The 20,099-nt window shown below is 54.6% G+C and carries 24 protein-coding genes; 6 read left to right on the top strand and 18 right to left on the bottom strand.

Going from position 1 to position 20,099, the window contains the following annotated elements; genetic code table 11:
- The first annotated feature begins 208 nt into the window (after positions 1–208).
- The 4 genes from xseB (at position 209) to AC1V0D_RS00960 (ending at position 4,290) form a co-directional block, all read left to right on the top strand.
- Positions 209–451 carry an exodeoxyribonuclease VII small subunit gene (gene xseB, locus AC1V0D_RS00975; protein ID WP_009091735.1) on the top strand — a complete coding sequence of 81 codons (243 nt, stop codon included), beginning with the start codon at positions 209–211 and terminating at the stop codon, positions 449–451.
- Positions 451–1,350, top strand: a complete 900-nt coding sequence (gene ispA, locus AC1V0D_RS00970; RefSeq protein ID WP_426607422.1) for a (2E,6E)-farnesyl diphosphate synthase — start codon at positions 451–453, stop codon at positions 1,348–1,350. Before xseB ends, ispA begins: the two co-directional genes overlap by 1 nt.
- Before the next feature lie 19 nt (positions 1,351–1,369).
- Positions 1,370–3,235, top strand: a complete 1,866-nt coding sequence (gene dxs / locus AC1V0D_RS00965) for a 1-deoxy-D-xylulose-5-phosphate synthase (protein ID WP_482906872.1) — start codon at positions 1,370–1,372, stop codon at positions 3,233–3,235.
- Positions 3,236–3,315: 80 nt separating this feature from the next.
- Positions 3,316–4,290, top strand: a complete 975-nt coding sequence (locus tag AC1V0D_RS00960; protein ID WP_009091739.1) for an aldo/keto reductase — start codon at positions 3,316–3,318, stop codon at positions 4,288–4,290.
- A gap of 51 nt (positions 4,291–4,341) precedes the next feature.
- Here AC1V0D_RS00960 and pgpA read toward each other — a convergent pair whose 3' ends face one another.
- From pgpA to nrdR, 6 genes are all read right to left on the bottom strand, one after another.
- Entirely contained in the window at positions 4,342–4,881 is a 540-nt protein-coding gene (gene pgpA / locus AC1V0D_RS00955; RefSeq protein ID WP_072052699.1) for a phosphatidylglycerophosphatase A, read from the bottom strand.
- Positions 4,826–5,803, bottom strand: coding sequence for a thiamine-phosphate kinase (thiL, locus tag AC1V0D_RS00950; RefSeq protein WP_046101351.1), 978 nt, complete (start codon positions 5,801–5,803; stop codon positions 4,826–4,828). Before thiL ends, pgpA begins: the two co-directional genes overlap by 56 nt.
- 55 nt (positions 5,804–5,858) lie before the next feature.
- Positions 5,859–6,278, bottom strand: coding sequence for a transcription antitermination factor NusB (gene nusB, locus AC1V0D_RS00945; RefSeq protein WP_009091744.1), 420 nt, complete (start codon positions 6,276–6,278; stop codon positions 5,859–5,861).
- Between the two features lie 19 nt (positions 6,279–6,297).
- Positions 6,298–6,768: a 6,7-dimethyl-8-ribityllumazine synthase gene (gene ribH / locus AC1V0D_RS00940; protein ID WP_009091746.1), complete on the bottom strand. Its 471-nt coding sequence runs from the start codon at positions 6,766–6,768 to the stop codon at positions 6,298–6,300.
- A 90-nt stretch (positions 6,769–6,858) separates the two neighbouring features.
- Positions 6,859–7,959, bottom strand: a complete 1,101-nt coding sequence (ribD, locus tag AC1V0D_RS00935; protein ID WP_482906871.1) for a bifunctional diaminohydroxyphosphoribosylaminopyrimidine deaminase/5-amino-6-(5-phosphoribosylamino)uracil reductase RibD — start codon at positions 7,957–7,959, stop codon at positions 6,859–6,861.
- A 3-nt stretch (positions 7,960–7,962) separates the two neighbouring features.
- The gene (nrdR, locus tag AC1V0D_RS00930) at positions 7,963–8,412 is read right to left on the bottom strand and encodes a transcriptional regulator NrdR (RefSeq protein ID WP_009091750.1); all 450 of its coding nucleotides are present in this window, start codon (positions 8,410–8,412) and stop codon (positions 7,963–7,965) included.
- Positions 8,413–8,597: 185 nt separating this feature from the next.
- Here nrdR and lysM point away from each other — a divergent pair, with 185 nt between their 5' ends.
- Positions 8,598–9,035 (top strand): peptidoglycan-binding protein LysM, encoded by a 438-nt coding sequence (gene lysM, locus AC1V0D_RS00925; RefSeq protein ID WP_482906870.1) that lies wholly within the window; start codon positions 8,598–8,600, stop codon positions 9,033–9,035.
- A 16-nt stretch (positions 9,036–9,051) separates the two neighbouring features.
- Entirely contained in the window at positions 9,052–9,630 is a 579-nt protein-coding gene (locus AC1V0D_RS00920) for a SadB/YajI family lipoprotein (protein WP_140028167.1), read from the top strand.
- 60 nt (positions 9,631–9,690) lie between these two features.
- Here AC1V0D_RS00920 and secF read toward each other — a convergent pair whose 3' ends face one another.
- The 12 genes from secF to AC1V0D_RS00860 all read right to left on the bottom strand — a co-directional run bounded on the left by secF (position 9,691) and on the right by AC1V0D_RS00860 (position 20,064).
- The gene (gene secF, locus AC1V0D_RS00915; protein WP_009091756.1) at positions 9,691–10,659 is read right to left on the bottom strand and encodes a protein translocase subunit SecF; all 969 of its coding nucleotides are present in this window, start codon (positions 10,657–10,659) and stop codon (positions 9,691–9,693) included.
- 10 nt (positions 10,660–10,669) lie between these two features.
- Complete coding sequence (secD, locus tag AC1V0D_RS00910; RefSeq protein ID WP_009091758.1) at positions 10,670–12,517, bottom strand: protein translocase subunit SecD; 1,848 nt, start codon at positions 12,515–12,517, stop codon at positions 10,670–10,672.
- A 25-nt stretch (positions 12,518–12,542) separates the two neighbouring features.
- Positions 12,543–12,875: a preprotein translocase subunit YajC gene (yajC, locus tag AC1V0D_RS00905; protein ID WP_009091760.1), complete on the bottom strand. Its 333-nt coding sequence runs from the start codon at positions 12,873–12,875 to the stop codon at positions 12,543–12,545.
- Positions 12,875–14,023, bottom strand: coding sequence for a tRNA guanosine(34) transglycosylase Tgt (gene tgt, locus AC1V0D_RS00900; RefSeq protein ID WP_009091761.1), 1,149 nt, complete (start codon positions 14,021–14,023; stop codon positions 12,875–12,877). The genes yajC and tgt overlap by 1 nt, the downstream gene beginning before the upstream one ends.
- A 160-nt stretch (positions 14,024–14,183) precedes the next feature.
- Positions 14,184–14,450, bottom strand: coding sequence for a phage repressor protein (locus AC1V0D_RS00895; RefSeq protein WP_482906869.1), 267 nt, complete (start codon positions 14,448–14,450; stop codon positions 14,184–14,186).
- A 58-nt stretch (positions 14,451–14,508) separates the two neighbouring features.
- Positions 14,509–14,748 (bottom strand): DNA polymerase V, encoded by a 240-nt coding sequence (locus tag AC1V0D_RS00890; RefSeq protein WP_482906868.1) that lies wholly within the window; start codon positions 14,746–14,748, stop codon positions 14,509–14,511.
- A gap of 190 nt (positions 14,749–14,938) precedes the next feature.
- Positions 14,939–16,744, bottom strand: coding sequence for a hypothetical protein (locus AC1V0D_RS00885; RefSeq protein WP_482906867.1), 1,806 nt, complete (start codon positions 16,742–16,744; stop codon positions 14,939–14,941).
- A gap of 72 nt (positions 16,745–16,816) precedes the next feature.
- Positions 16,817–16,963 (bottom strand): hypothetical protein, encoded by a 147-nt coding sequence (locus AC1V0D_RS00880; RefSeq protein ID WP_482906866.1) that lies wholly within the window; start codon positions 16,961–16,963, stop codon positions 16,817–16,819.
- Positions 16,964–16,972: 9 nt separating this feature from the next.
- A complete protein-coding gene (locus AC1V0D_RS00875; RefSeq protein WP_482906865.1) occupies positions 16,973–18,034 on the bottom strand; it encodes a hypothetical protein in 1,062 nt (353 codons plus the stop codon).
- A gap of 13 nt (positions 18,035–18,047) precedes the next feature.
- The gene (locus AC1V0D_RS00870) at positions 18,048–18,911 is read right to left on the bottom strand and encodes a hyaluronate lyase N-terminal domain-containing protein (protein WP_482906864.1); all 864 of its coding nucleotides are present in this window, start codon (positions 18,909–18,911) and stop codon (positions 18,048–18,050) included.
- 10 nt (positions 18,912–18,921) lie between these two features.
- Positions 18,922–19,209: a hyaluronate lyase N-terminal domain-containing protein gene (locus tag AC1V0D_RS00865; protein WP_482906863.1), complete on the bottom strand. Its 288-nt coding sequence runs from the start codon at positions 19,207–19,209 to the stop codon at positions 18,922–18,924.
- A 9-nt stretch (positions 19,210–19,218) separates the two neighbouring features.
- Positions 19,219–20,064: a hypothetical protein gene (locus AC1V0D_RS00860; RefSeq protein WP_482906862.1), complete on the bottom strand. Its 846-nt coding sequence runs from the start codon at positions 20,062–20,064 to the stop codon at positions 19,219–19,221.
- Positions 20,065–20,099: the final 35 nt, after the last annotated feature.

Here is a 20,099-nt window from a genome sequence, read left to right as displayed (position 1 = left end):
TAAGTGCTAAAAGAGGCAGCACTTAGCTGGTAAAATCACAAAATTGCGGGCTGCAAGGCGCAACCGCATCCGAGGCGCGGGAGTATATCACCTTTGTCAGGTGACTGCTTCTTCATCAGCTGCCGCATTGATTATTTTGCTAATCATAGGGTCTCAGCTACCATGACCGATTGCGAGATAATGTCCCAACCGTGAGTCGACACGAAATATGCCGAAAAAAGCCGAACAGCCAGCCAGCTTCGAAACGTCATTGCAGCAGCTGGAGCAGATTGTCAGCCGTCTGGAAAGTGGTGAACTGCCGCTGGAAGAAGCCCTGAACGAGTTTGAGCGCGGCGTGCAGCTGGCGCGGACAGGCCAGCAGACGCTGCAGCAGGCTGAACAGCGTGTCCGTATTCTGCTGAACGACGATAAAAACGCCGACCTCACTGCTTTCACGCCGGAAAATGACTAATGGATTTTGTCCGATTACTCGACGCGTATCAGCAGCAGGTCAACGCCGCGCTGACGCGTTTTATAGCGCCACTTCCTTTTCAGAGTTCTCCTCTGGTTAATGCCATGCATTATGGGGCATTATTGGGCGGTAAACGCCTGCGCCCTTTTCTGGTCTACGCGACCGGTGAGATGCTCCGCGCCGACCCGGCGAGTCTGGATGCGCCCGCCGCCGCGGTTGAATGCATTCATGCGTACTCTCTGATTCATGACGATCTCCCTGCGATGGATGACGATGCTCTGCGTCGCGGGCAGCCGACCTGTCACATTAAATATGGCGAAGATACGGCGATACTGGCAGGCGATGCCCTGCAGACGCTGGCCTTCTCAATTCTGACTGACGCAGTCATGCCGGGTGTCAGCGCGGAGTACCGGCTGCGGATGATCTCTGAACTGGCAAACGCCAGCGGCGTGGCCGGCATGTGCGGCGGTCAGGCGCTTGATCTGGCGGCAGAAGGTAAATCGGTGGATCTCGATCAGCTGGAGCAGATCCATCGCCACAAAACGGGCGCGCTGATCCGCTCAGCCGTCCGCTTAGGTGCTTTTACCGCAGGCGATGCGGGCCGTGAAGCCCTGCCGCTGCTCGACCGCTATGCTGAGGCTATCGGTCTCGCGTTTCAGGTGCAGGACGATATCCTGGACGTGGTGGGTGACACCGCCGTTATCGGAAAACGTCAGGGTGCCGATCAGCAACTGGGCAAAAGCACCTATCCTTCACTGTTAGGCTTAGAAAATGCCCGTGCCAAAGCGCGGGATTTGTATCAGGAAGCCCTTGATGCTCTGGAATTGCTCGCTGCGCACTCCTATAACACCACAGCACTGCAGGCGCTGGCGAGCTTCATAATTGAACGCGACAAATAACTTCCATAATGAGTCTCTGATGAGTTTTGATATTGCTAAATACCCGACACTGGCGCTGGCAAACACGGTTCAGGAGCTGCGTGCCCTGCCGAAAGAGAAGCTGCCTGCACTGTGTGATGAACTGCGTCAGTATCTGTTAGACAGCGTGAGCCGCTCCAGCGGCCATTTTGCATCGGGTCTGGGCGTTGTCGAACTGACTGTCGCGCTGCATTATGTCTACAACACTCCTTTTGACCATCTGGTGTGGGATGTAGGTCATCAGGCTTATCCGCATAAAATTCTGACCGGTCGCCGCGATCGCATCGGCACCATCCGTCAGAAAAACGGCGTGCATCCGTTCCCGTGGCGCGGCGAAAGTGAATATGACGTGCTGAGCGTCGGTCACTCGTCGACCTCCATCAGTGCCGGTCTGGGCATGGCCGCGGCGGCAGAACGCGAAGGTCAGGGGCGTCGCACCGCCTGTATTATCGGCGATGGGGCTATCACCGCAGGTATGGCGTTTGAAGCGATGAACCATGCCGGTGATATCAAACCGGACATGCTGGTGATCCTCAATGACAATGAGATGTCGATCTCCGAAAACGTCGGCGCGCTGAATAACCGTCTGGCGCAGATCCTGTCAGGTAAAACCTACGCGCGACTGCGTGAAGGCAGTAAGCGCGTACTGACTAACCTGCCCCCAATTAAAGAGCTGGTTAAGCGCACGGAAGAGCACCTCAAAGGCATGGTGGTGCCGGGAACGCTGTTTGAAGAGTTAGGCTTCAACTACATCGGTCCGGTTGATGGCCACGATGTCCTGACGCTGGTCAATACGCTGAGTAACATGCGCAACCTGAAAGGGCCGCAGTTCCTGCATATCATGACGAAGAAAGGGAAAGGCTACGCCCCGGCAGAGGAAGATCCGATTGCCTGGCACGCCGTCCCTAAATTCGATCCGGCCATTGGCGAACTGCCGAAAAGTGCCGAAGGTCTGCCAAGCTACTCTAAAATCTTCGGCAACTGGCTGTGCGAAATGGCCGCCGACGATCCGAAGCTGATGGCGATTACCCCGGCGATGCGTGAAGGCTCCGGCATGGTGGCCTTCTCCCGTGAGTTCCCGCAGCAATATTTTGATGTGGCGATCGCCGAGCAGCACGCGGTGACCTTCGCCGCCGGTATGGCGATTGGCGGTTATAAGCCGATCGTGGCCATCTATTCCACCTTCCTGCAGCGCGCCTACGATCAGCTGATCCATGACGTCGCTATCCAGAAACTGCCGGTCCTGTTTGCTATCGATCGCGGTGGTATTGTTGGCGCGGACGGTCAGACTCACCAGGGCGCATTTGATCTCGCCTATCTGCGCTGTGTGCCGGAGATGGTGATCATGACCCCCAGCGACGAAAATGAGTGCCGTCAGATGCTCTACACCGGCTATCACTATCAGGACGGGCCGAGCGCCGTGCGTTATCCGCGCGGCACCGGCGTTGGCACCCCACTGGCACCGCTACAGAGCCTGCCGCTGGGCAAAGGCGTGGTGAAACGTCAGGGTGAAGAACTGGCGATTCTGAACTTCGGTACGCTGCTGCCGGAAGCGGCCGCTGCGGCGGAAGCGCTGAATGCGACCCTGGTCGATATGCGCTTTGTGAAGCCGCTGGATGAGGCGCTGATTGCTGAACTGGCCGCCACCCACACGTCTCTGATTACACTGGAAGAAGGCGCAATCAAGGGCGGTGCAGGCAGCGGCGTCAATGAGTTCGTCATGGCGAAACGCCTGGCTGTGCCGGTTCTCAATATCGGTCTGCCCGATGAATTTATCCCGCAGGGCACACAGGAAGAAGTGCGTCATGACTACCTGCTGGACGCCGAAGGTATCCAGCAGCAGATCGCCCGCTGGCTGGCGCAGTAACCTCTCCTCTCTGCGCTCCCTCCGGGGAGCGCAACGCCCTGCTATGCTGAAACCTTTGCACTTTCGCAGGAGCCTCCACCATGAAACTGATTCAACTGGGAACCACCGACCTTCAGGTTTCGCGCCTCTGTCTGGGCTGCATGACCTATGGCGAGCCGACGCGCGGCAACCACGCCTGGACGCTGCCTGAAGCGAGCAGCCGTCCGCTGATCCAGCAGGCGCTGAACGCAGGGATCAACTTCTTCGACACGGCCAACAGCTATTCAGACGGCAGTAGTGAAGAGATCCTGGGACGGGCGCTGAAAGATTTTGCGCGCCGTGAAGAGATTGTGGTCGCCACCAAAGTCTATTTCCCCCTGAGCAACCTCTCACAGGGTCTGTCGCGCAAAAATATCCTGCAATCCATTGATGACAGCCTGCAGCGCCTCGGCATGGAGTATGTCGATCTGCTGCAGATTCACCGCTGGGATTACGAGACGCCGCTGGAAGAGACGCTGGAAGCGCTGCATGATGTCGTACAGTCGGGCAAAGCGCGCTACATCGGTGCTTCATCCATGCACGCCAGCCAGTTTGCACAGGCGTTGCAGATGCAGTCGCAACAGGGCTGGCACCGCTTTGTCAGCATGCAGGATCAGTACAACCTGATTCAGCGTGAAGAGGAGCGTGAAATGCATCCGCTCTGTCAGAAAGAGCAGATCGCCGTGCTGCCCTGGAGCCCGCTGGCGCGCGGTAAGCTGACCCGCCCATGGGGTGAAAACACCGCTCGCTCCACCTCTGATCAGGTCATGGCGAAGCTCTATGCCACCACCGAAGAGAATGATGCCGCCATTGCGCAGCGTCTGGCGCAGGTGGCGGAGAGCAAAGGCGTGACGCGGGCACAGGTCGCCCTGGCCTGGCTGCTGAGTAAACCTGCCGTCACGGCGCCAATCATTGGCGCGTCGCGTGCTGAGCAGTTTGCGGATCTGGTGAAGGCGGTGGATGTCACACTGAGTGACGACGAGATTACCCTGCTGGAAGAGGTCTATCAGCCGCATCAGGCGGTGGGATTCGAGTAACGCTGTCAGATGACGCCCTTGCCGGGCGTCATCTTATCGCGGGTGAGCGGATCAGCCCGCCAGCCAGACCCCGATGCCATACAGCATGGCAGCCGAAATGACCCCGGCAATGATGTCATCGACCATAATGCCCATGCCACCATGCACGTTGCGGTCAAACCAGCGAATCGGCCAGGGTTTCCACATATCCAGAATACGGAACAGTACAAATCCCCCGAGCACCCACTGCCAGCTGTTGACCGGAATCGCCATCAGCGTAATCCACATGCCGATAAACTCATCCCAGACAATACTGCCATGATCGTGAACGCCCATATCTTTGGCGGTGCGATGGCAGAGGTAAACGCCAACGCAGATGCCGACCAGCACGACCAGCGAATAGAGGTCCTGCGGCAGAAACGTCATCAGCCACCAGAACGGAATCGCCGCCAGCGATCCCATGGTGCCAGGCACCACCGGGCTTAACCCGCTGCCAAAACCGGTCGCCAGCAGATGCCAGGGATTGCTCATCCGCAGGCGGCCTTTGGCCACATCGTTATTTCGTATCAAAGTGATCAAATCCTTTATGGCGGAAGGTGGCGGGCTTGCCATTATCCAGCAGCGTTAAGCCTTCCGACTCCGGTGCTATCTGACCGATGCAGGTGTAGGGCACGCCCAGATGACCCAGCGCCACATCCAGCGCGCCGCGATTCACCTCCGGCACGGTGAAGCAGAGCTCATAATCCTCTCCCCCACTCAGCGCCCAGCGCAGAACCTGCTCAGGGTCGAAATGGTCACGCAGCGCGCCAGAAAGCGGCAGAGCATCAAGATTAAGCCGTGCACCACAGCCGCTGGCTTTCAGCACGTGACCGAGATCGGAAATCAGGCCGTCAGAGAGGTCTACCGCAGAGGAGGCCAGCGCACGCAGGGCCTGTCCCTGCAGAATGCGCGGCATGGGGCGCAGATGGCGTTTGATCAGCGCCTCATGCACCGCCGGATCGCTGATGCGGCAGTGATGCTGCAGCAGCGCCAGCCCCGCCGCGCTGTCACCCAGCGTGCCGGTCACGTAGATCCAGTCACCCGGCTTCGCGCCGGAGCGTTTCAGGGCCCGGCCCTGCGGCACCAGACCGTGAATCGCCAGCGTCAGGCTCAGCGGGCCGCGCGTGGTGTCACCGCCCACCAGCTGCATATCGTAATACTCCAGCAGCTCAAACAGGCTCTCACTGAACGCCGACAGCCAGCTCTCATCGACCTGCGGCAGCGTCAGGGCCAGCGTCAGCCACGCGGGATCGGCGCCCATAGCGGCGAGGTCGCTGAGATTAACAGCCAGGGCTTTGTAGCCAAGATCGGCGGGATGGATATCCCGTAAGAAGTGCACACCGGCAACCAGGGTATCGGTGCTGATCGCCAGCGTCTGTTTTTCCGGCACGCTCAGTAACGCACAATCGTCACCGATGCCGAGTTCGACATCACGGCGGCTGCGTGTTCTGCGGTTGAAGTAGCGTGCGATGAGTTCAAATTCACCACAAGACATAATTACGTTCCGCTTAACCCTCTATGAAAAAAGGCCGGCAAGCCGGCCTTTTTGTTTATTTGCGATGGGGTCGAATCTGTGGACCGGCTTTATCCAGCACGCCGTTAACAAATTTATGACTGTCTTCAGCGCCGAAGACTTTCGCCAGCTCAATCCCTTCGTTGATGGCCACTTTATAGGGCACATCATCACGTTTGCTCAGCTCATACAGTGAGATGCGCAGGATCGCTTTTTCTACCTGGCCCAGCTCTTCAAGCTGACGCGACAGGTAGGGCTTCATCAGTCCATCCAGATACGCACTGTTGGTCGCCACACCGGACAGCAGTTCGCGGAAATAGGTAATGTCGACGTCTTTGACGTCCTGTTCCGCCAGAAACTGGTATTCCACATCGGCAATGTCGTTATTCGACAACTGCCAGGAGTAAAGCGCCTGAACAGCGCACTCACGGGCGCGACGACGAGCAGCAGGTTTCACAAAATTCCCCTTACAAAAATCAGGCTTTAATGGCTTTCAATACGTTGATCATTTCGAGCGCGGTCAGTGCGGCTTCCGCACCTTTGTTACCGGCTTTGGTACCGGCACGTTCAATGGCCTGCTCGATGCTTTCAGTCGTCAGCACGCCAAACGCGACAGGAATATCGCTGTTAATGGCGACGCTGGCGATACCGGAGCTGGCTTCACCCGCCACATATTCGAAGTGGGCAGTGCCACCACGAATCACGGTGCCGAGAGCGATAATCGCATCATATTTGCCGGCGTTAGCCAGCGCGCGAGCTGCCAGAGGCAGTTCGTAGGCGCCGGGAACCCAGACTACGGTGATATTGTCATCTTTGACCTGGCCGATACGTTTCAGGGCATCAATTGCACCCTCCAGCAGGCTGTCATTAATGAAGTTGTTAAAACGCGCGATAACGATGGCAACACTGGCCTCAGGCGTTGCAACAGCAGCTTCGATAACTTTCATACTTATCCTTTCAGGGGTTTATTTAGCCCCGCGCAGGGGGGCGGATTCTATCATACTCTTCGGCGGCGTGCTCTCGCTTTTCCGCCCGTGTTATTGCGGTGTCAGGGTCAGGCGTAAATCGTCTCCGACCTGACGGACATCGCTGAAACGAAAGGCAGGCGCGTCAGCCAGCTGACTGAGGCCGGGCAGGTGACACAGGCCGCGGCCTTCATCACCTAACAGCTTAGGTGCCACGTAGACGATCAGCTCATCGGCCAGTCCAGCCTGCAACAGCGCACCCGCCAGCGTTGCGCCCGCTTCAACCCAGACGCTGTTGATCTGGCGCTGACCCAGCAGCATCATCATCGCCACCAGATCCAGCTGATGCTCGCGCTGCGGAACGGCAATTTGCGTCACGCCAGCCGGCCAGCTCTGCTGATCCGGCTGATGGCGCATCAGCCAGGTTTCTCCCGGCTGCGAAATCAGGCGATGCCCGGACGTAACGCGATTCTGGCTGTCGATAATCACCCGCACCGGCTGACGCAGCTGCTGCTCATCCAGCAGCGCCTGGGTGTCCGCACTGAGTTCGGACCAGCGCACCGTCAGGGAGGGATCGTCCGCCAGCACGGTTGCGCTGCTGCTCAGGATAGCCGCACTTTGCGCCCGCAGACGCTGCACATCACGACGCGCAGCCGCAGAGGTAATCCACTGACTTTCGCCGCTGGCCATGGCGGTCCGGCCATCCAGCGACGCGCCCAGTTTAAGCTGAATCCAGGGAAACCCGGTGCGCATCCGCTTGAGAAAGCCGCGATTCAGCGCCTCCGCTTCCGGCATCATCAGACCGTGGCTGACTTCAATGCCCGCCTGCTGCAGGCGGTGCAGCCCGCGACCGGCGACCTGCGGATTCGGGTCCTGCATCGCGGCCACGACCCGCTTCACACCGGCGGCGATCAGGGCATCACAGCAGGGAGGCGTACGGCCATGATGACTGCACGGCTCCAGCGTCACATAGGCGGTAGCACCGCGCGCTTTTTCGCCTGCCATACGCAGCGCGTGGACTTCCGCATGGGGTTCTCCGGCGCGCTGGTGCCACCCCTCCCCCACGACCTCACCATCGCATACGATAACGCAGCCGACGTTGGGGTTGGGCATGGTGGTAAAACGGCCGCGTCGCGCCAGCTCCAGCGCGCGCGCCATATAGCGTTCATCCATACTTTAATCCTGTAACCGGGCGATCTCTTCGCCAAAATCCCGGATATCTTCAAAGCTGCGGTAAACCGAGGCGAAGCGGATGTAGGCCACCTTATCGAGTTTTTTCAGCTCATCCATCACCAGGTTGCCAATCAGCTTACTGGGGATCTCCCGTTCACCCGTGGCACGCAGCTGGGTTTTGATATGATTCACGGCGCTTTCCACCGCGTCGGCGCTGACCGGACGCTTTTCCAGCGCCTTCATCATCCCGCTGGCCATTTTGTCTTCATTGAAGGGTTCGCGCACGTCATTGCTTTTCACCACGCGAGGCATCACCAGTTCTGCCACCTCAAAGGTGGTAAAGCGCTCATGGCACATCAGACACTGGCGGCGGCGGCGCACCGAAGAGCCTTCACTAACCAGACGAGAATCAATCACTTTGGTGTCCACAGCGGAGCAGAATGGGCAATGCATGACGTTTCCTGACGCGAGAGTGATGGGTCAGACAGTGTAGCGCGAACTGCGAATCAACAAAATCTCTTCGTGCCTTTCAGATGATTCACCTCTCAGGATAAACGATGCTAAATTTCGTCTGCAGCAAAAGGGACTACGCTTTAAGGGCTGCAATTGAAATTTTCCACTAACACACTGGAGGTTGTATGGGTCTGTTTAACTTTGTGAAAGAAGCGGGTGAAAAATTGTGGGATGCCGTGCATGGCGGTGATGACCAGAATAAAAAGCTGCAGGAGCACATCAACAAACTCGGATTACCCGACAGCGACAAGGTTGATGTCAAAGTGAATGGCGATACCGTCACGGTGACCGGCGATGGCATCTCTCAGGAGCTGAAAGAGAAGATTCTGATCGCAGCGGGCAACGTCGCGGGCATTACCAAAGTGGAAGACAAGGTTACCGTCACCGACAGCGCAGCGGAGTCCGAACTCTACACGGTGAAAAAAGGCGATACGCTGAGCGCTATCTCGAAACAGGTCTACGGCAACGCCAATGAGTACAATAAGATTTTCGAAGCGAACAAACCGATGCTGTCACACCCTGATAAGATCTACCCGGGTCAGGTGTTACGCATCCCGAAATAACGGACAAGGATAACTTATGAACAGGATGGTTTGGGTTCCGGTGGCGCTCTCTCTGGTAACGCTGAGCGGATGCAGCAGCACCGCCAGCACACCGCAGGTCAGAGAGCTGCATCAGGAAGTGAATCAGCTTAATCAGCAGATGCAGCACCTGACCTCGCAAGCCAGTGCGCTGGAGATTCAGGGGCAGCTGAACAGCCAGTCGCAGCAGGGAGCATGGCTGCTGCCACAGGCCAATACGCCCGTGGCGTTGCAGACCCGGCTCGGTACGCTGCGGCTGACGCTGTCGCCCGTCACGGCTGAAGCGAGCGGCTCGCGGGCAACCCTCACGGTGCGTTCGATGGATGAACAGCCGTTGCCTGCGCTGAACGCCACGGTGATCTGGGGTGAGCTCGATCCCGCCAGCGGCAAGCCGCTCGGCAATGACACGCTGAGTCAGACCATCACCGTGCCTGCCTCCCTGCTGCCGCAGCATTCGGTCACCGTTCCGCTGCGCCTCAGCGGTCTGACACCGGAGCAGATCGGCTATGTTCGCGTGCATAACGTGACCGGCAACGTGCCGACCCAGACCCCACCTGCTGCACCGGCATTACCCTGACGGCCGGCGCAAAAAAAACGGGCAGCCCCAGGGCTGCCCGTTTTCATTTCTGTCATGCGATTACGGCAGGATAGAAGGCTGATCTGCGCCCTCTTTCTCAACCTTCTGCACCAGCATATGTTCACGCTTCATGCCCAGCTTCAGCGCCAGCGCCGAAGAGACATAAATGGATGAAATCGTACCGATCGTCACACCAATCAGCATGGTCAGTGAGAAGCCTTTCAGCAGCGCACCACCAAAGATGAAGAGGATGAGGATCATCGCCAGTGTGGTCAGCGAGGTAATCAGCGTACGGCTTAAGGTCTGGGTCAGGGACACGTTGGTAATATCGTAAGCGCTGCCGCGACGGATCTTGCGGAAGTTTTCACGAATACGGTCAGAGACCACGATTTTATCGTTAAGCGAGTAGCCAATTACTGACATCAGTGAGGCAACAATCGTCAGGTCGATTTCAATACGGAACAGCGCCAGCAGACCGCAGGTGATGATGACGTCATGCGCCAGCGCCAGCACGGTGCCCAGTGCCAGACGCCACTCAAAGCGGAAACCGATGTAGATCAGAATCGCAATCAGTGCAGACAACAGCGCCATCGCCCCCGCCTGCGCCAGGTCGCTGCCCACGCTCGGGCCTACGAACTCAATGCGCTTAACGGTCGCGTTCTGCTGGGTGGTCTGGTTAATCACCGACACCACTTTATTGCCTATTTCGGTGCCTGCCGGACCGGTAACCGGTGCCATACGCACCATGACGTCACGGCTGCTGCCAAAGTTCTGCACCAGCGGCTCGTCAAAGCCCGCTTTCACCAGATCGCTGCGCAGCGTGTCGAGGTCGGCAGGTTTTTCCAGCGCAATCTCAATCACAGTACCGCCGGTGAAATCGAGGCCCCAGTTAAAACCGCGCACGCCCACGATCGCAATCGCAGCGACGATCAGCAGTCCCGAAATGATGAAGGCCAGCGTATCCCAGCGCATAAAGTCGACGACTTTACGCCCGTGGTTCAACTGCTCAATGTTATATTCCTGTGCCACAACGCACTCCTCAGATAGACAGCTTGTTGATGCGTTTGCCACCGTAAACCAGGTTAACAATGGCACGGGTACCGATAATCGCGGTGAACATTGAGGTCGCGATACCGATAGCGGTGGTAATCGCAAAGCCTTTGATCGAACCGGTGCCGACCGCGTAAAGAATGATCACTTTGATCAGGGTGGTCACGTTCGCATCGACAATACTGGAGAAGGCGCCTTTGTAGCCCTCATGGATTGCCTGCTGAACCGAGCGCCCGTTGCGCAGCTCTTCTTTAATACGTTCGTTAATCAGTACGTTGGCATCAACTGCCACCGCCAGGGTTAACACGATACCGGCAATACCCGGCATGGTCAGGGTCGCGCCCGGCAGCAGGGACATGATGCCAACAATCAGCACCAGGTTTACCAGCAGCGCACTGGTCGCAATCAGACCAAACTTCTTGTAGAACACCACCATGAACAGGATCGACGCGAGCAGACCCCAGAGGCAGGCTTCCAGACCCTGAGTAATGTTTTGCTGACCCATGGTCGGTCCGATAGTGCGCTCTTCCACGATCTGGATTGGCGCAATCAACGCACCGGCACGCAGCAGCAGCGACAGCTGACGCGCTTCGTTCGGATTGTTGATACCGGTAATGCGGAAGCTGTTCCCCAGGCGAGACTGGATATTGGCGACGTTAATCACCTCTTCCTGCTTCACCAGAATGGAACGGCCATTGGCATCTTTCTTACCGCTGTCTTTGTACTCCACAAACAGGGTCGCCATCGGTTTACCGATGTTGTCCTTGGTGAAGTTCGACATGATGTTTCCGCCTGCGCCATCCAGCGAAATGTTCACCTGAGGCTGGTTGTACTCATCCATGCTGGAGGTCGAGTCGGTGATGTGGTCACCGGTCAGAATCACCCGCTTGTAGAGTACGACCGGCTGGCCGTCACGCATCTTTTTGACTTCGGAGTCACCCGGCACCCGGCCACTGGCGGCGGCGCTCGGATCCACGGTGGTGTTCACCAGACGGAATTCCAGGGTTGCGGTCGCACCCAGAATCTCTTTGGCGCGCGCCGTGTCCTGAATCCCTGGCAGTTCCACCACGATGCGATCGGAACCCTGACGCTGAACCAGCGGTTCCGCCACGCCCAGCTGGTTCACACGGTTACGCAGAATCGTGATGTTCTGCTGAACCGCATATTCACGCGCTTCGCTGAGACGGGCATCGCTCATGGTGGCACGCAGCGCATCGCTGCCGCTGCTGTTGATCACCAGATCCTGATGACGGGAAGAGAGCCAGGAAATCGCCGCATCGCGGCTGGCGGCGTCACGGAAACGAATTTCCACGCCGTAGTTCGCGATTTTATTGACGTTGGTATAGGGGATATTTTTGGCGCGCAGGTCGCTACGCAGCGTATCAGCATTCTGCTCCTGCAGTTTGCTGAGTGCGGTGTCCATGTCCACTTCCATCAGGAAGTGCACGCCGCCACGCAGGTCGAGACCGAGTTTCATCGGTTCTGCTGACAGCATGGTCAGCCAGCGGGGCGTGGCAGGCGCGAGGTTCAGCGCCACGACGTAGTCTTCACCCAGCGCTTTCATGATCGCTTCACGGGCGCGTAACTGCACATCCGTATTGGCGAAGCGCGCGGTAATCGCACCATTTTCCAGCGCAACAGATTTGCTCTGGATATTGTCCTGTTTTAATGCGGACTGAATCTGATCCAGCGTCTGCTCACTGGCGGCGCTTCCGCGCGCACCAGTGATTTGAACGGCCGGATCCTCACCATAGAGGTTGGGAAGCGCATAGAGCAGGCCGACGATAATCACGACGACCAGCATCACATACTTCCACAAAGGATAACGGTTTAACACGGCAGTTCCCTTAGGGAAGAAAGAATTACAGCGCCTTAATGGTGCCTTTAGGCAGCACGGCGGCAACGAAATCACGTTTAATGACCACTTCGTTGGTGTCATTCAGCGCGATAGCGACGTAGCCCGTGTCAGAGACTTTTGTGACGCGACCGACCAGGCCACCGCTGGTTAACACTTCATCGCCCTTTGAGATGGAATCCATCAGCTTCTTGTGCTCTTTCGCACGTTTCTGCTGCGGACGCAGGATCATGAAATAGAAAATCAGACCAAACACCACCAGCATGATCACCAGAGAATACGGACTTCCCTGAGACGGTGCGCCTGCTGCGGCCACGGCGTCAGAAATGAATAAGCTCATTAAATTTCCCTCATTGATGAATTGTCAGACGTTAAAGGCGGAACTTCTTTACCCGTCCGTTGGTAAAACTCAGTTACAAAGCGCTCTAATCTACCCTCTTCGATAGCCTGGCGTAAACCAGCCATCAGACGCTGGTAGTAGCGCAAATTGTGGATAGTATTCAGACGCGCGCCCAGTATTTCGTTACAACGGTCGAGATGATACAAGTAGGCCCGGCTATAATTGCGACAGGTGTAACAGTCACACTCCGCATCCAGTGGCGCGGTGTCATCTTTGTAGCGGGCGTTGCGGATCTTCACCACGCCCTCGGTCACAAACAGATGACCATTGCGCGCATTACGGGTTGGCATCACGCAGTCGAACATATCGACGCCGCGACGGACGCCCTCAACCAGATCTTCAGGTTTGCCAACGCCCATCAGATAACGGGGTTTATCCTGCGGAAGCTGCGGACAGACGTGCTCAAGAATACGGTGCATGTCCTGCTTAGGTTCACCCACCGCCAGGCCGCCCACAGCGTACCCATCAAAGCCAATCTCTACCAGACCTTTAACCGAGACATCTCGTAAATCTTCGTAAACCGAGCCCTGGATAATGCCAAACAGTGCATTTTTGTTGCCGAGGCTGTCAAAACGGTCACGGCTGCGTCGTGCCCAGCGTAGCGACATCTCCATTGAACGTTTGGCATAGTCCCAGTCCGCCGGATAAGGCGTACACTCATCGAAAATCATCACGATGTCGGAACCGAGGTCATACTGAATCTCCATCGATTTTTCCGGATCGAGGAAGATCGGATCGCCGTTGATCGGGTTACGGAAATGCACGCCCGCTTCGGTGATTTTACGGATGTCGCCCAGGCTGAAGACCTGGAAGCCACCGGAGTCGGTCAGAATCGGCCCTTTCCACTGCATAAAGTCATGCAGATCGCCGTGCAGTTTCATGATCTCCTGACCCGGACGCAGCCAGAGATGGAAGGTATTCCCCAGAATGATCTGCGCGCCGGTATCCTGTACCTCTTCCGGCGTCATGCCTTTGACGGTGCCATAGGTGCCAACGGGCATAAACGCCGGGGTTTCCACCACGCCGCGATCAAAAATCAGACGGCCACGGCGTGCGCGCCCGTCTGTGGTATCAAGTTCAAATTTCACAAAGCCTCCATCGGAGAAACAGTCCGATGATTAATTAAAAGTGGCGCATCATATCAACCGCGCAACCCGCTACACAAGCCAGCCAGCAAGTTAGCGACCGCCGTTCTTTGCAGATTTATGCTTGATTGTGTCATTTTTCTGGCACAATTTTGGCACACCTTTATATAGTCGGGCGACTCGGCTCATGCACAGCCATAATCTCGGCCGTCACCTTACCCAGCACGATAATCCCTTCCAGCCCCTCTCCGTCGATCGTCTCGCCATCCTGAGTAATTATTCCCGTACTGAACAACCTGCCAACCTGCGGATAGTCTCCTAACTGGAAAGCGACCGCCTCCCCTGGCTTTGCGGTGATGGTGCGATCAACAAGCACAAATCCATCAGGAGTCTCAATCAGCATCATGTTGGCAGGATGAGGCATAAGCATGTTGTTAAGCGTGAGGCGGGGCTCTATGTAATCAATCGCAGGTGATGGAAATCCCATGTCAGATGCCCCCATTCGGGTTGAACTGCCTGTACGTCTTAGCCTCACCCTCCTGAGTGGACACGTCCCGGAACGTCGATGTGTGCGACTTTATCCACTGATTGGCCTCACGCAGGCTCAGGTGCCAGTTGAGCAGTTCCAGCTGACGAACAAACTCCTGAGTGGTAACAGTGACACCACCACCTGGTATGCGCCTGATGGCGTTTACGAATGCGTCTTTAATCTCATAATCACGCGGCATGACAAATCCTCCTCTGATAAATACTGTATGGATAAACAGTAATATCGATCGGTGGATTTGATCAAGGCGAAACGGCTCACAGTTTTGTAAAGCTGCTGATGGTGCTGAAATTTTAAGCTGGCGGCTTCGGTTGCGGGTAACTAGCCTTAAGTTACCCACCCCGTAGCCTGCTCAGAGAGGCGCGGTTGAGTCATTGCCCGGTCGCCGGGCTTTTTTTGTTCATCACTTCTTTCAGTGCTTCATAGAACTGGTCTGAATGGGCCACCGTGTTGCCTGGCTTCATTTCGAACATATTTAATCCTCGAGATGGAAGGATGTCTGATATCACTGAGATGAAGTAAGGGGACACAAAGCGAGCGCCGTTTTTATTGTGTCGTTCAAACATCTTCACGTAACCGCTGACGCCAATGTCAGACATTGGGTTCATCTCGCTGATTGAATAAGTCTTCCAGCCATCACGTTTTACATTGGCAAAAAATGCATCACCAAATGTGGCTCCGCCGTAAAGAGTGGTGCCCTGATTATAAAAGGCGTTCTCCTTCTTGGAGTCGCCCTCAGCTGTGATGCCTTCATTCCATGAGCCGTTGAGTTCCGTTGTGATCTGGTGAGAGAAAACAATGCTTTTAGGTACGTAACGGTCAGCGATTTTTGCAAAGTGCTGAAGGTATTTCTTAACTTCTTCGCGGCGGTACTGCTCCCATAGCTCTGACAAAGGATTGAAGAAAACATCCTGATCTGATTTCGGGCCATCTACAGATATAGTTACCGTAGTGCTGCGCCCCGGAAGCTTAGGTTCTGGTACGCGGATTACTGGTGTCGGGCTTTGCTTACGATCTACATAAGAGAAAGCTCGGTTATCCAGTAAGGTTTCATTCCCGCCGCAGGTTTCCGTTAGCCATACACGGTGCGAGCCATATTTAATGTTTCTGAAGTCCAGAGAGTATCGGAAGCCAACATTAGGATTTTTGATTTTTGTAGCCTGAGCAACATCAGTGCGATTTAAGCCATAGGTTGCCTTGCCTATTTTCTTTCCGTCAAGATATACATTTATCTTTGCTTTGCATTTTCTTGAATCGGTCATCCAGCCGTAAATATCCATTCTTCCAGATGAAAATTCGTCGTTATGCTCCAGGAATGAATTAAGCATTTGTTTGCGAATATTTTTTGATGGAGGAGTGACTTCGTCAAATGACTTATATGAAGAGCCAAGAATCCTATTCATCACCTTCACATTGGCAAACTGACGAGGGAGCCACTTACGGAAACCATTTACTGACGATGGCGAGTAGTCTGAAGTGTCGTTCATATCGACAGAATAAGATGGTCCAGCCATGATATCCCGGTTCATCTGATGAACTTCGCCCAGGATTGATACGCCAACAATCCTGCCAGGAGTGCTTTGCATAACAGACTTTATGTGCTCAAGAGCGTCCTTGAAAACCACCTCTCTGTAGGTAGTTATCGGTGCTTTATAGTCAGAGATTGTCCATGGAATCACTGGGTATCCAAAGTAGTCAGAGATCGGCATGGGGCCGCGAGAGTCCCACATGATGTTCCTGCTATCCTTTGCCAGCTCTCGGGATAGCTTCTCATTTGAGTCAGTAAAGTGATTGAGAGAGAGATAAATATTAACAGGGCGGTTGATGTTTTTTATGACATCAATATCATGATTAAGGAACTCTTTGTTGACAAACCATTTCCCGCTAGCATCCTGCTGATAATAGCGAAATAGTGGCAGAGTTAGTGTGTAGCCTAGCTCAAATTTGCCATTCCTGACTTTGCCGTTATCTATTTTATTTAACGCTTCATCAATAGTAGATGCTGAGTTCTCTCCTTTTTTAAAGCAGTATAGAGCAGCTTCCTCATTGTTTTTTACAGATTTGTCTTTCATCGCTGAAGGACAAAATGAAACACCGTCAATATGAGGGGTGATATAGGTCACCCCCGCGAAAGAAAATGAGGATGTCAGTATTAAGGAGTAGAGCAGCTTATTCATTAAGATAGAATTCCCTTTGAGTTATGCGCTCATATTATCACCGCGCATAATCACCATCAATTCATCTTCGTGTCACCCCTGCTCTTCCTTGCGCTCTATCGCCTCTTTCACCTGTCGATTGATTGAGTTGATGAGAGTGGCAACTTCGCAGTAAGGCATGACTTTTAGTGCTCTATCAAGAACCTTCATATCTTCTTCTGAGAATTCAATAAAAAACATTTCATCACCTTATGATGCGTAGTATGGAACTTTTTTGTTAACTCCATCCACTGTGATCGTGACAAAACCATCAGGAGCTGTTGGCAAGGTTCTGGAACCGGCAGTGGCTGATGTGGATGAAAGCGTTCCGGGGAAGGCTATACCTGCTGCAGCATTAATTTTTGATGAGAAGTTAAGCCCGTTTGTGTTTGCATAAATGGTGTTGGCTGATGAAGCATCAAAGGCAATAACCTGACCGGCCGCGAGCCGGATGGCTTGGTCGCTGGTGTATGTCGCAGTTGAAAGGTCGATGCCGCGAACAAGCGATCCCTCATCTTTTATCAGCGCCGCCGTAGCCTGGGTCGTGGTGGCCTTACTGTAAAGAACCGCGTCTCCAACGCTGGCGATAACACGTATAGCCTCCCTTACTCGCACCCCAACGCCTTCAGTCGATACGAGAAGTCCAACGCCCCACTCTGCACCAATAGTGTTGTCGCTTGGTGTTTTAATGGCCGCGTGAAGAGCTACTCGTTGAGGGGTGGTTGTATCTCCACCACGGCTGACAGCTGTTACTTCAAGTCCGATTGTCGCCCCTGTGGCGGTGGAATTAGCGTTGTCCTGAATTTCCAGGCATGCAGCCCACGTTGCAGCAGTACCGTTCTTTTTTGCCTGACCATAAATGGCAACGTTTTGTGGCGAGGCTACACCATCTACAATGTCGGTCGAGTCGACATTGCTATTCATCATGAACAATGCTGTCCACTCATAGTTTCCTGCGCCTGAAGCATTGACAGTACTGGTGGCAACTACAGCCGTTCCTACATAACCTGATGTGCCGCCGCTAACGTTGACGTCGCGGTTAATCTGCAGGACAGTCAGGTCATCATTGGTTGTAACCTCCTTGTTGATAAAAAGGCGCTGTCCGTTTGTTGACGGAACCTGAATAGTCGGCACCCCTCCTGTTGAGGTAGTTTTAATGATCTTGCCTGCCGCCAGGCTATCACTCACATCCGCGCTACCAAGCAATCCTTTTACTTCGACTTCAATGCTGTCATCAGTGGGAGACAATTTGTCTACACGAAGTTTGCTCATCTTTTGTTCCTATTTAAATTGTGTAGCCAGTGACGGATAAAGACCATGTCACCGTGCCTGTCCCGCTCACTCGATAGCCGGATGCATAAATGGTCTGTGCTGTCAGAATTGGAACTTTATTAATCACAAACCTCATGATGCCAATGGCATACCCCGCTGACTGGCCGACTCCTGATGCTGTGGCTGCCACCACGCCTGCCACGGCATCACTCTGAACTGTGGAGTTTGCATCTGCATACCCAGATACAGTGGCTGCATTCAAAGGAACAACTGCTGAAATAGACTGGGAAGTAAGCGCTGGTCCAGAAGCCGCAACGCCAGTTACTACATCTGTGGATGGGATTGAAACGGCATTATCGATTACGACCGATTCCTTAAATTTTCCTGATGACAGCGGCACCACAGTCAATAGAACTGATGACGTGTAACCTGAAGGCATGCTTGCAGCAAACAGCGGCGCGGATGAAGATGATGCATCAATGCCGTACAGCGCTGGCGCGTTTCCGTTGTAAATTAGGTAAATGGCCAGGTAATTAGATGATGAAACACTTGCACTTACCCCGCCAGCTGCTGCAACGGTGGCGAGGTTAATGGTCAAAGAGAATGAACCAATCTCAAACTTCAGCCCCTTCTCACTAACGCCGGTTATGGCATTAGCGCCTGTCAGAGTTGCTGCTGTTGCAGATGCGGAAAGGGAGCCGCGTAATCTGCTTACCATGGGCATTGCTGCTTCACGAACAGGATTACCACCGGCTGTAGAACCATCGCCACTATAGAGGCGATTAGTTGTTGTATCTAATACCAGCTCGCCACTTAATGGTGTGTATGCTGCTACCTTAGCAGTTACTCCGCGCTTAATCTGAATAGAGGTTGCCATTAATATGCCCTTACGCCAGCGTGCCGAGGTCAACAGCGCCTAACGTCAGTGCAATTGACACGTTAGCGGAGCCATCAACACCAGTTTTCGAACCAGTGACATCTCCAGTGAAGGCGAAGGTACGTCCTGTTGTCCAGGTCGCTGCGGATGCCACAGTGAGCGGCTTCCCACCTGCCGTAGTACCGTCGCCGATCACCAGCCGCCAGTTGTCTGTGTCGATTACCACCTCGCGAGCAAGTGGTGTGTATGCGGCGACCTTTGCGGCAGTGCCGCCTTTTAACTGCAGTGATGCTGCCATGTGTTTTCCTTAGAGTTCGCCGTAATCGACGTTTGTTCCTGAGCTACCAGCCTGCTGACCGTTTGCGATCGTCCAGTAACTACCTTCAGGAATAGTGACTTGCTGACCGGCGCTGATAGTCACTTCAGGGCCGAATGACCAGGCATTCATGTTGTCGGGAATAGTGACGCTGTTATCTACTGATTGTTTATGCCAGGAGATCACTGAGAAGGCGCTGGATTCCAATGGAACATTGCCTGTAAGTTGCTCCTGAATATTGGCGTCGGCCGCCGCGCGCGCATTAGCTTCTGCAATATCGGCCGCCTTTCTTTCGGCGGACTCAGCAGAAACTTCGTCGTCAACGTACTGCTTGAAATCCGATACCGACTTATCGACGTAATGCTTGGGCACAGCATCATTGCCATCAACAGGCGTTGCCAGATTGCTGATTCGGTTATCAAGAGCGTCATAATATCTGGCAAAGAAACTTGGCTTTTTGAGAGACAAAGAATCGAATCGCCAGCCATACTCCTGAATCAGCATGGTCAGCTTATCCAGCGCAGCCTCATGAGATGCTGCCGGGAACTTGCCGTTCTCGTAATACTTCGTTTCTTGTGTTAATGGTGGATTTCGGTAAATGAGGATGGTCTTTCCTGACGCAGTGACAGTGCCGAAAGTGAGAGACCCACCTCCGCCATCTCCTGCTCCAGTGACGGTGAAGTCAGTGCCATTAACCGGCTCGCTGAGATTTCCAGTTGAATCTGCAACCATCACTGAGATGTCACTGTTCAGCAGGAAATAAAAGGGAATGGTGAATGTTGCCGTGACCCCGTCAGCGTTATACTCCACGTAACTTTGGGTGGATGAGACTGTCATCTGCCTTTCTCCGGGCGTGTGTAACCACCACAGGG

The organism is Pantoea sp. PA1 (genome assembly GCF_056856975.1).
The sequence above is the reverse complement of the archived record's forward strand: the minus strand, read 5'-3'. Positions and strand labels throughout refer to the sequence as shown.

Bases quoted from the DNA above. Each gene is read 5' to 3' on its own strand.
- xseB (WP_009091735.1), top strand. From the start codon at position 209: ATGCCGAAAAAAGCCGAACAGCCAGCCAGCTTCGAAACGTCATTGCAG.
- ispA (WP_426607422.1), top strand. From the start codon at position 451: ATGGATTTTGTCCGATTACTCGACGCGTATCAGCAGCAGGTCAACGCC.
- dxs (WP_482906872.1), top strand. From the start codon at position 1,370: ATGAGTTTTGATATTGCTAAATACCCGACACTGGCGCTGGCAAACACG.
- AC1V0D_RS00960 (WP_009091739.1), top strand. From the start codon at position 3,316: ATGAAACTGATTCAACTGGGAACCACCGACCTTCAGGTTTCGCGCCTC.
- pgpA (WP_072052699.1), bottom strand. From the start codon at position 4,881: ATGGCAAGCCCGCCACCTTCCGCCATAAAGGATTTGATCACTTTGATA.
- thiL (WP_046101351.1), bottom strand. From the start codon at position 5,803: ATGTCTTGTGGTGAATTTGAACTCATCGCACGCTACTTCAACCGCAGA.
- ribH (WP_009091746.1), bottom strand. From the start codon at position 6,768: ATGAAAGTTATCGAAGCTGCTGTTGCAACGCCTGAGGCCAGTGTTGCC.
- ribD (WP_482906871.1), bottom strand. From the start codon at position 7,959: ATGGATGAACGCTATATGGCGCGCGCGCTGGAGCTGGCGCGACGCGGC.
- nrdR (WP_009091750.1), bottom strand. From the start codon at position 8,412: ATGCATTGCCCATTCTGCTCCGCTGTGGACACCAAAGTGATTGATTCT.
- lysM (WP_482906870.1), top strand. From the start codon at position 8,598: ATGGGTCTGTTTAACTTTGTGAAAGAAGCGGGTGAAAAATTGTGGGAT.
- AC1V0D_RS00920 (WP_140028167.1), top strand. From the start codon at position 9,052: ATGAACAGGATGGTTTGGGTTCCGGTGGCGCTCTCTCTGGTAACGCTG.
- yajC (WP_009091760.1), bottom strand. From the start codon at position 12,875: ATGAGCTTATTCATTTCTGACGCCGTGGCCGCAGCAGGCGCACCGTCT.
- AC1V0D_RS00895 (WP_482906869.1), bottom strand. From the start codon at position 14,450: ATGCTTATGCCTCATCCTGCCAACATGATGCTGATTGAGACTCCTGAT.
- AC1V0D_RS00890 (WP_482906868.1), bottom strand. From the start codon at position 14,748: ATGCCGCGTGATTATGAGATTAAAGACGCATTCGTAAACGCCATCAGG.
- AC1V0D_RS00885 (WP_482906867.1), bottom strand. From the start codon at position 16,744: ATGAATAAGCTGCTCTACTCCTTAATACTGACATCCTCATTTTCTTTC.
- AC1V0D_RS00880 (WP_482906866.1), bottom strand. From the start codon at position 16,963: ATGTTTTTTATTGAATTCTCAGAAGAAGATATGAAGGTTCTTGATAGA.
- AC1V0D_RS00875 (WP_482906865.1), bottom strand. From the start codon at position 18,034: ATGAGCAAACTTCGTGTAGACAAATTGTCTCCCACTGATGACAGCATT.
- AC1V0D_RS00870 (WP_482906864.1), bottom strand. From the start codon at position 18,911: ATGGCAACCTCTATTCAGATTAAGCGCGGAGTAACTGCTAAGGTAGCA.
- AC1V0D_RS00865 (WP_482906863.1), bottom strand. From the start codon at position 19,209: ATGGCAGCATCACTGCAGTTAAAAGGCGGCACTGCCGCAAAGGTCGCC.
- AC1V0D_RS00860 (WP_482906862.1), bottom strand. From the start codon at position 20,064: ATGACAGTCTCATCCACCCAAAGTTACGTGGAGTATAACGCTGACGGG.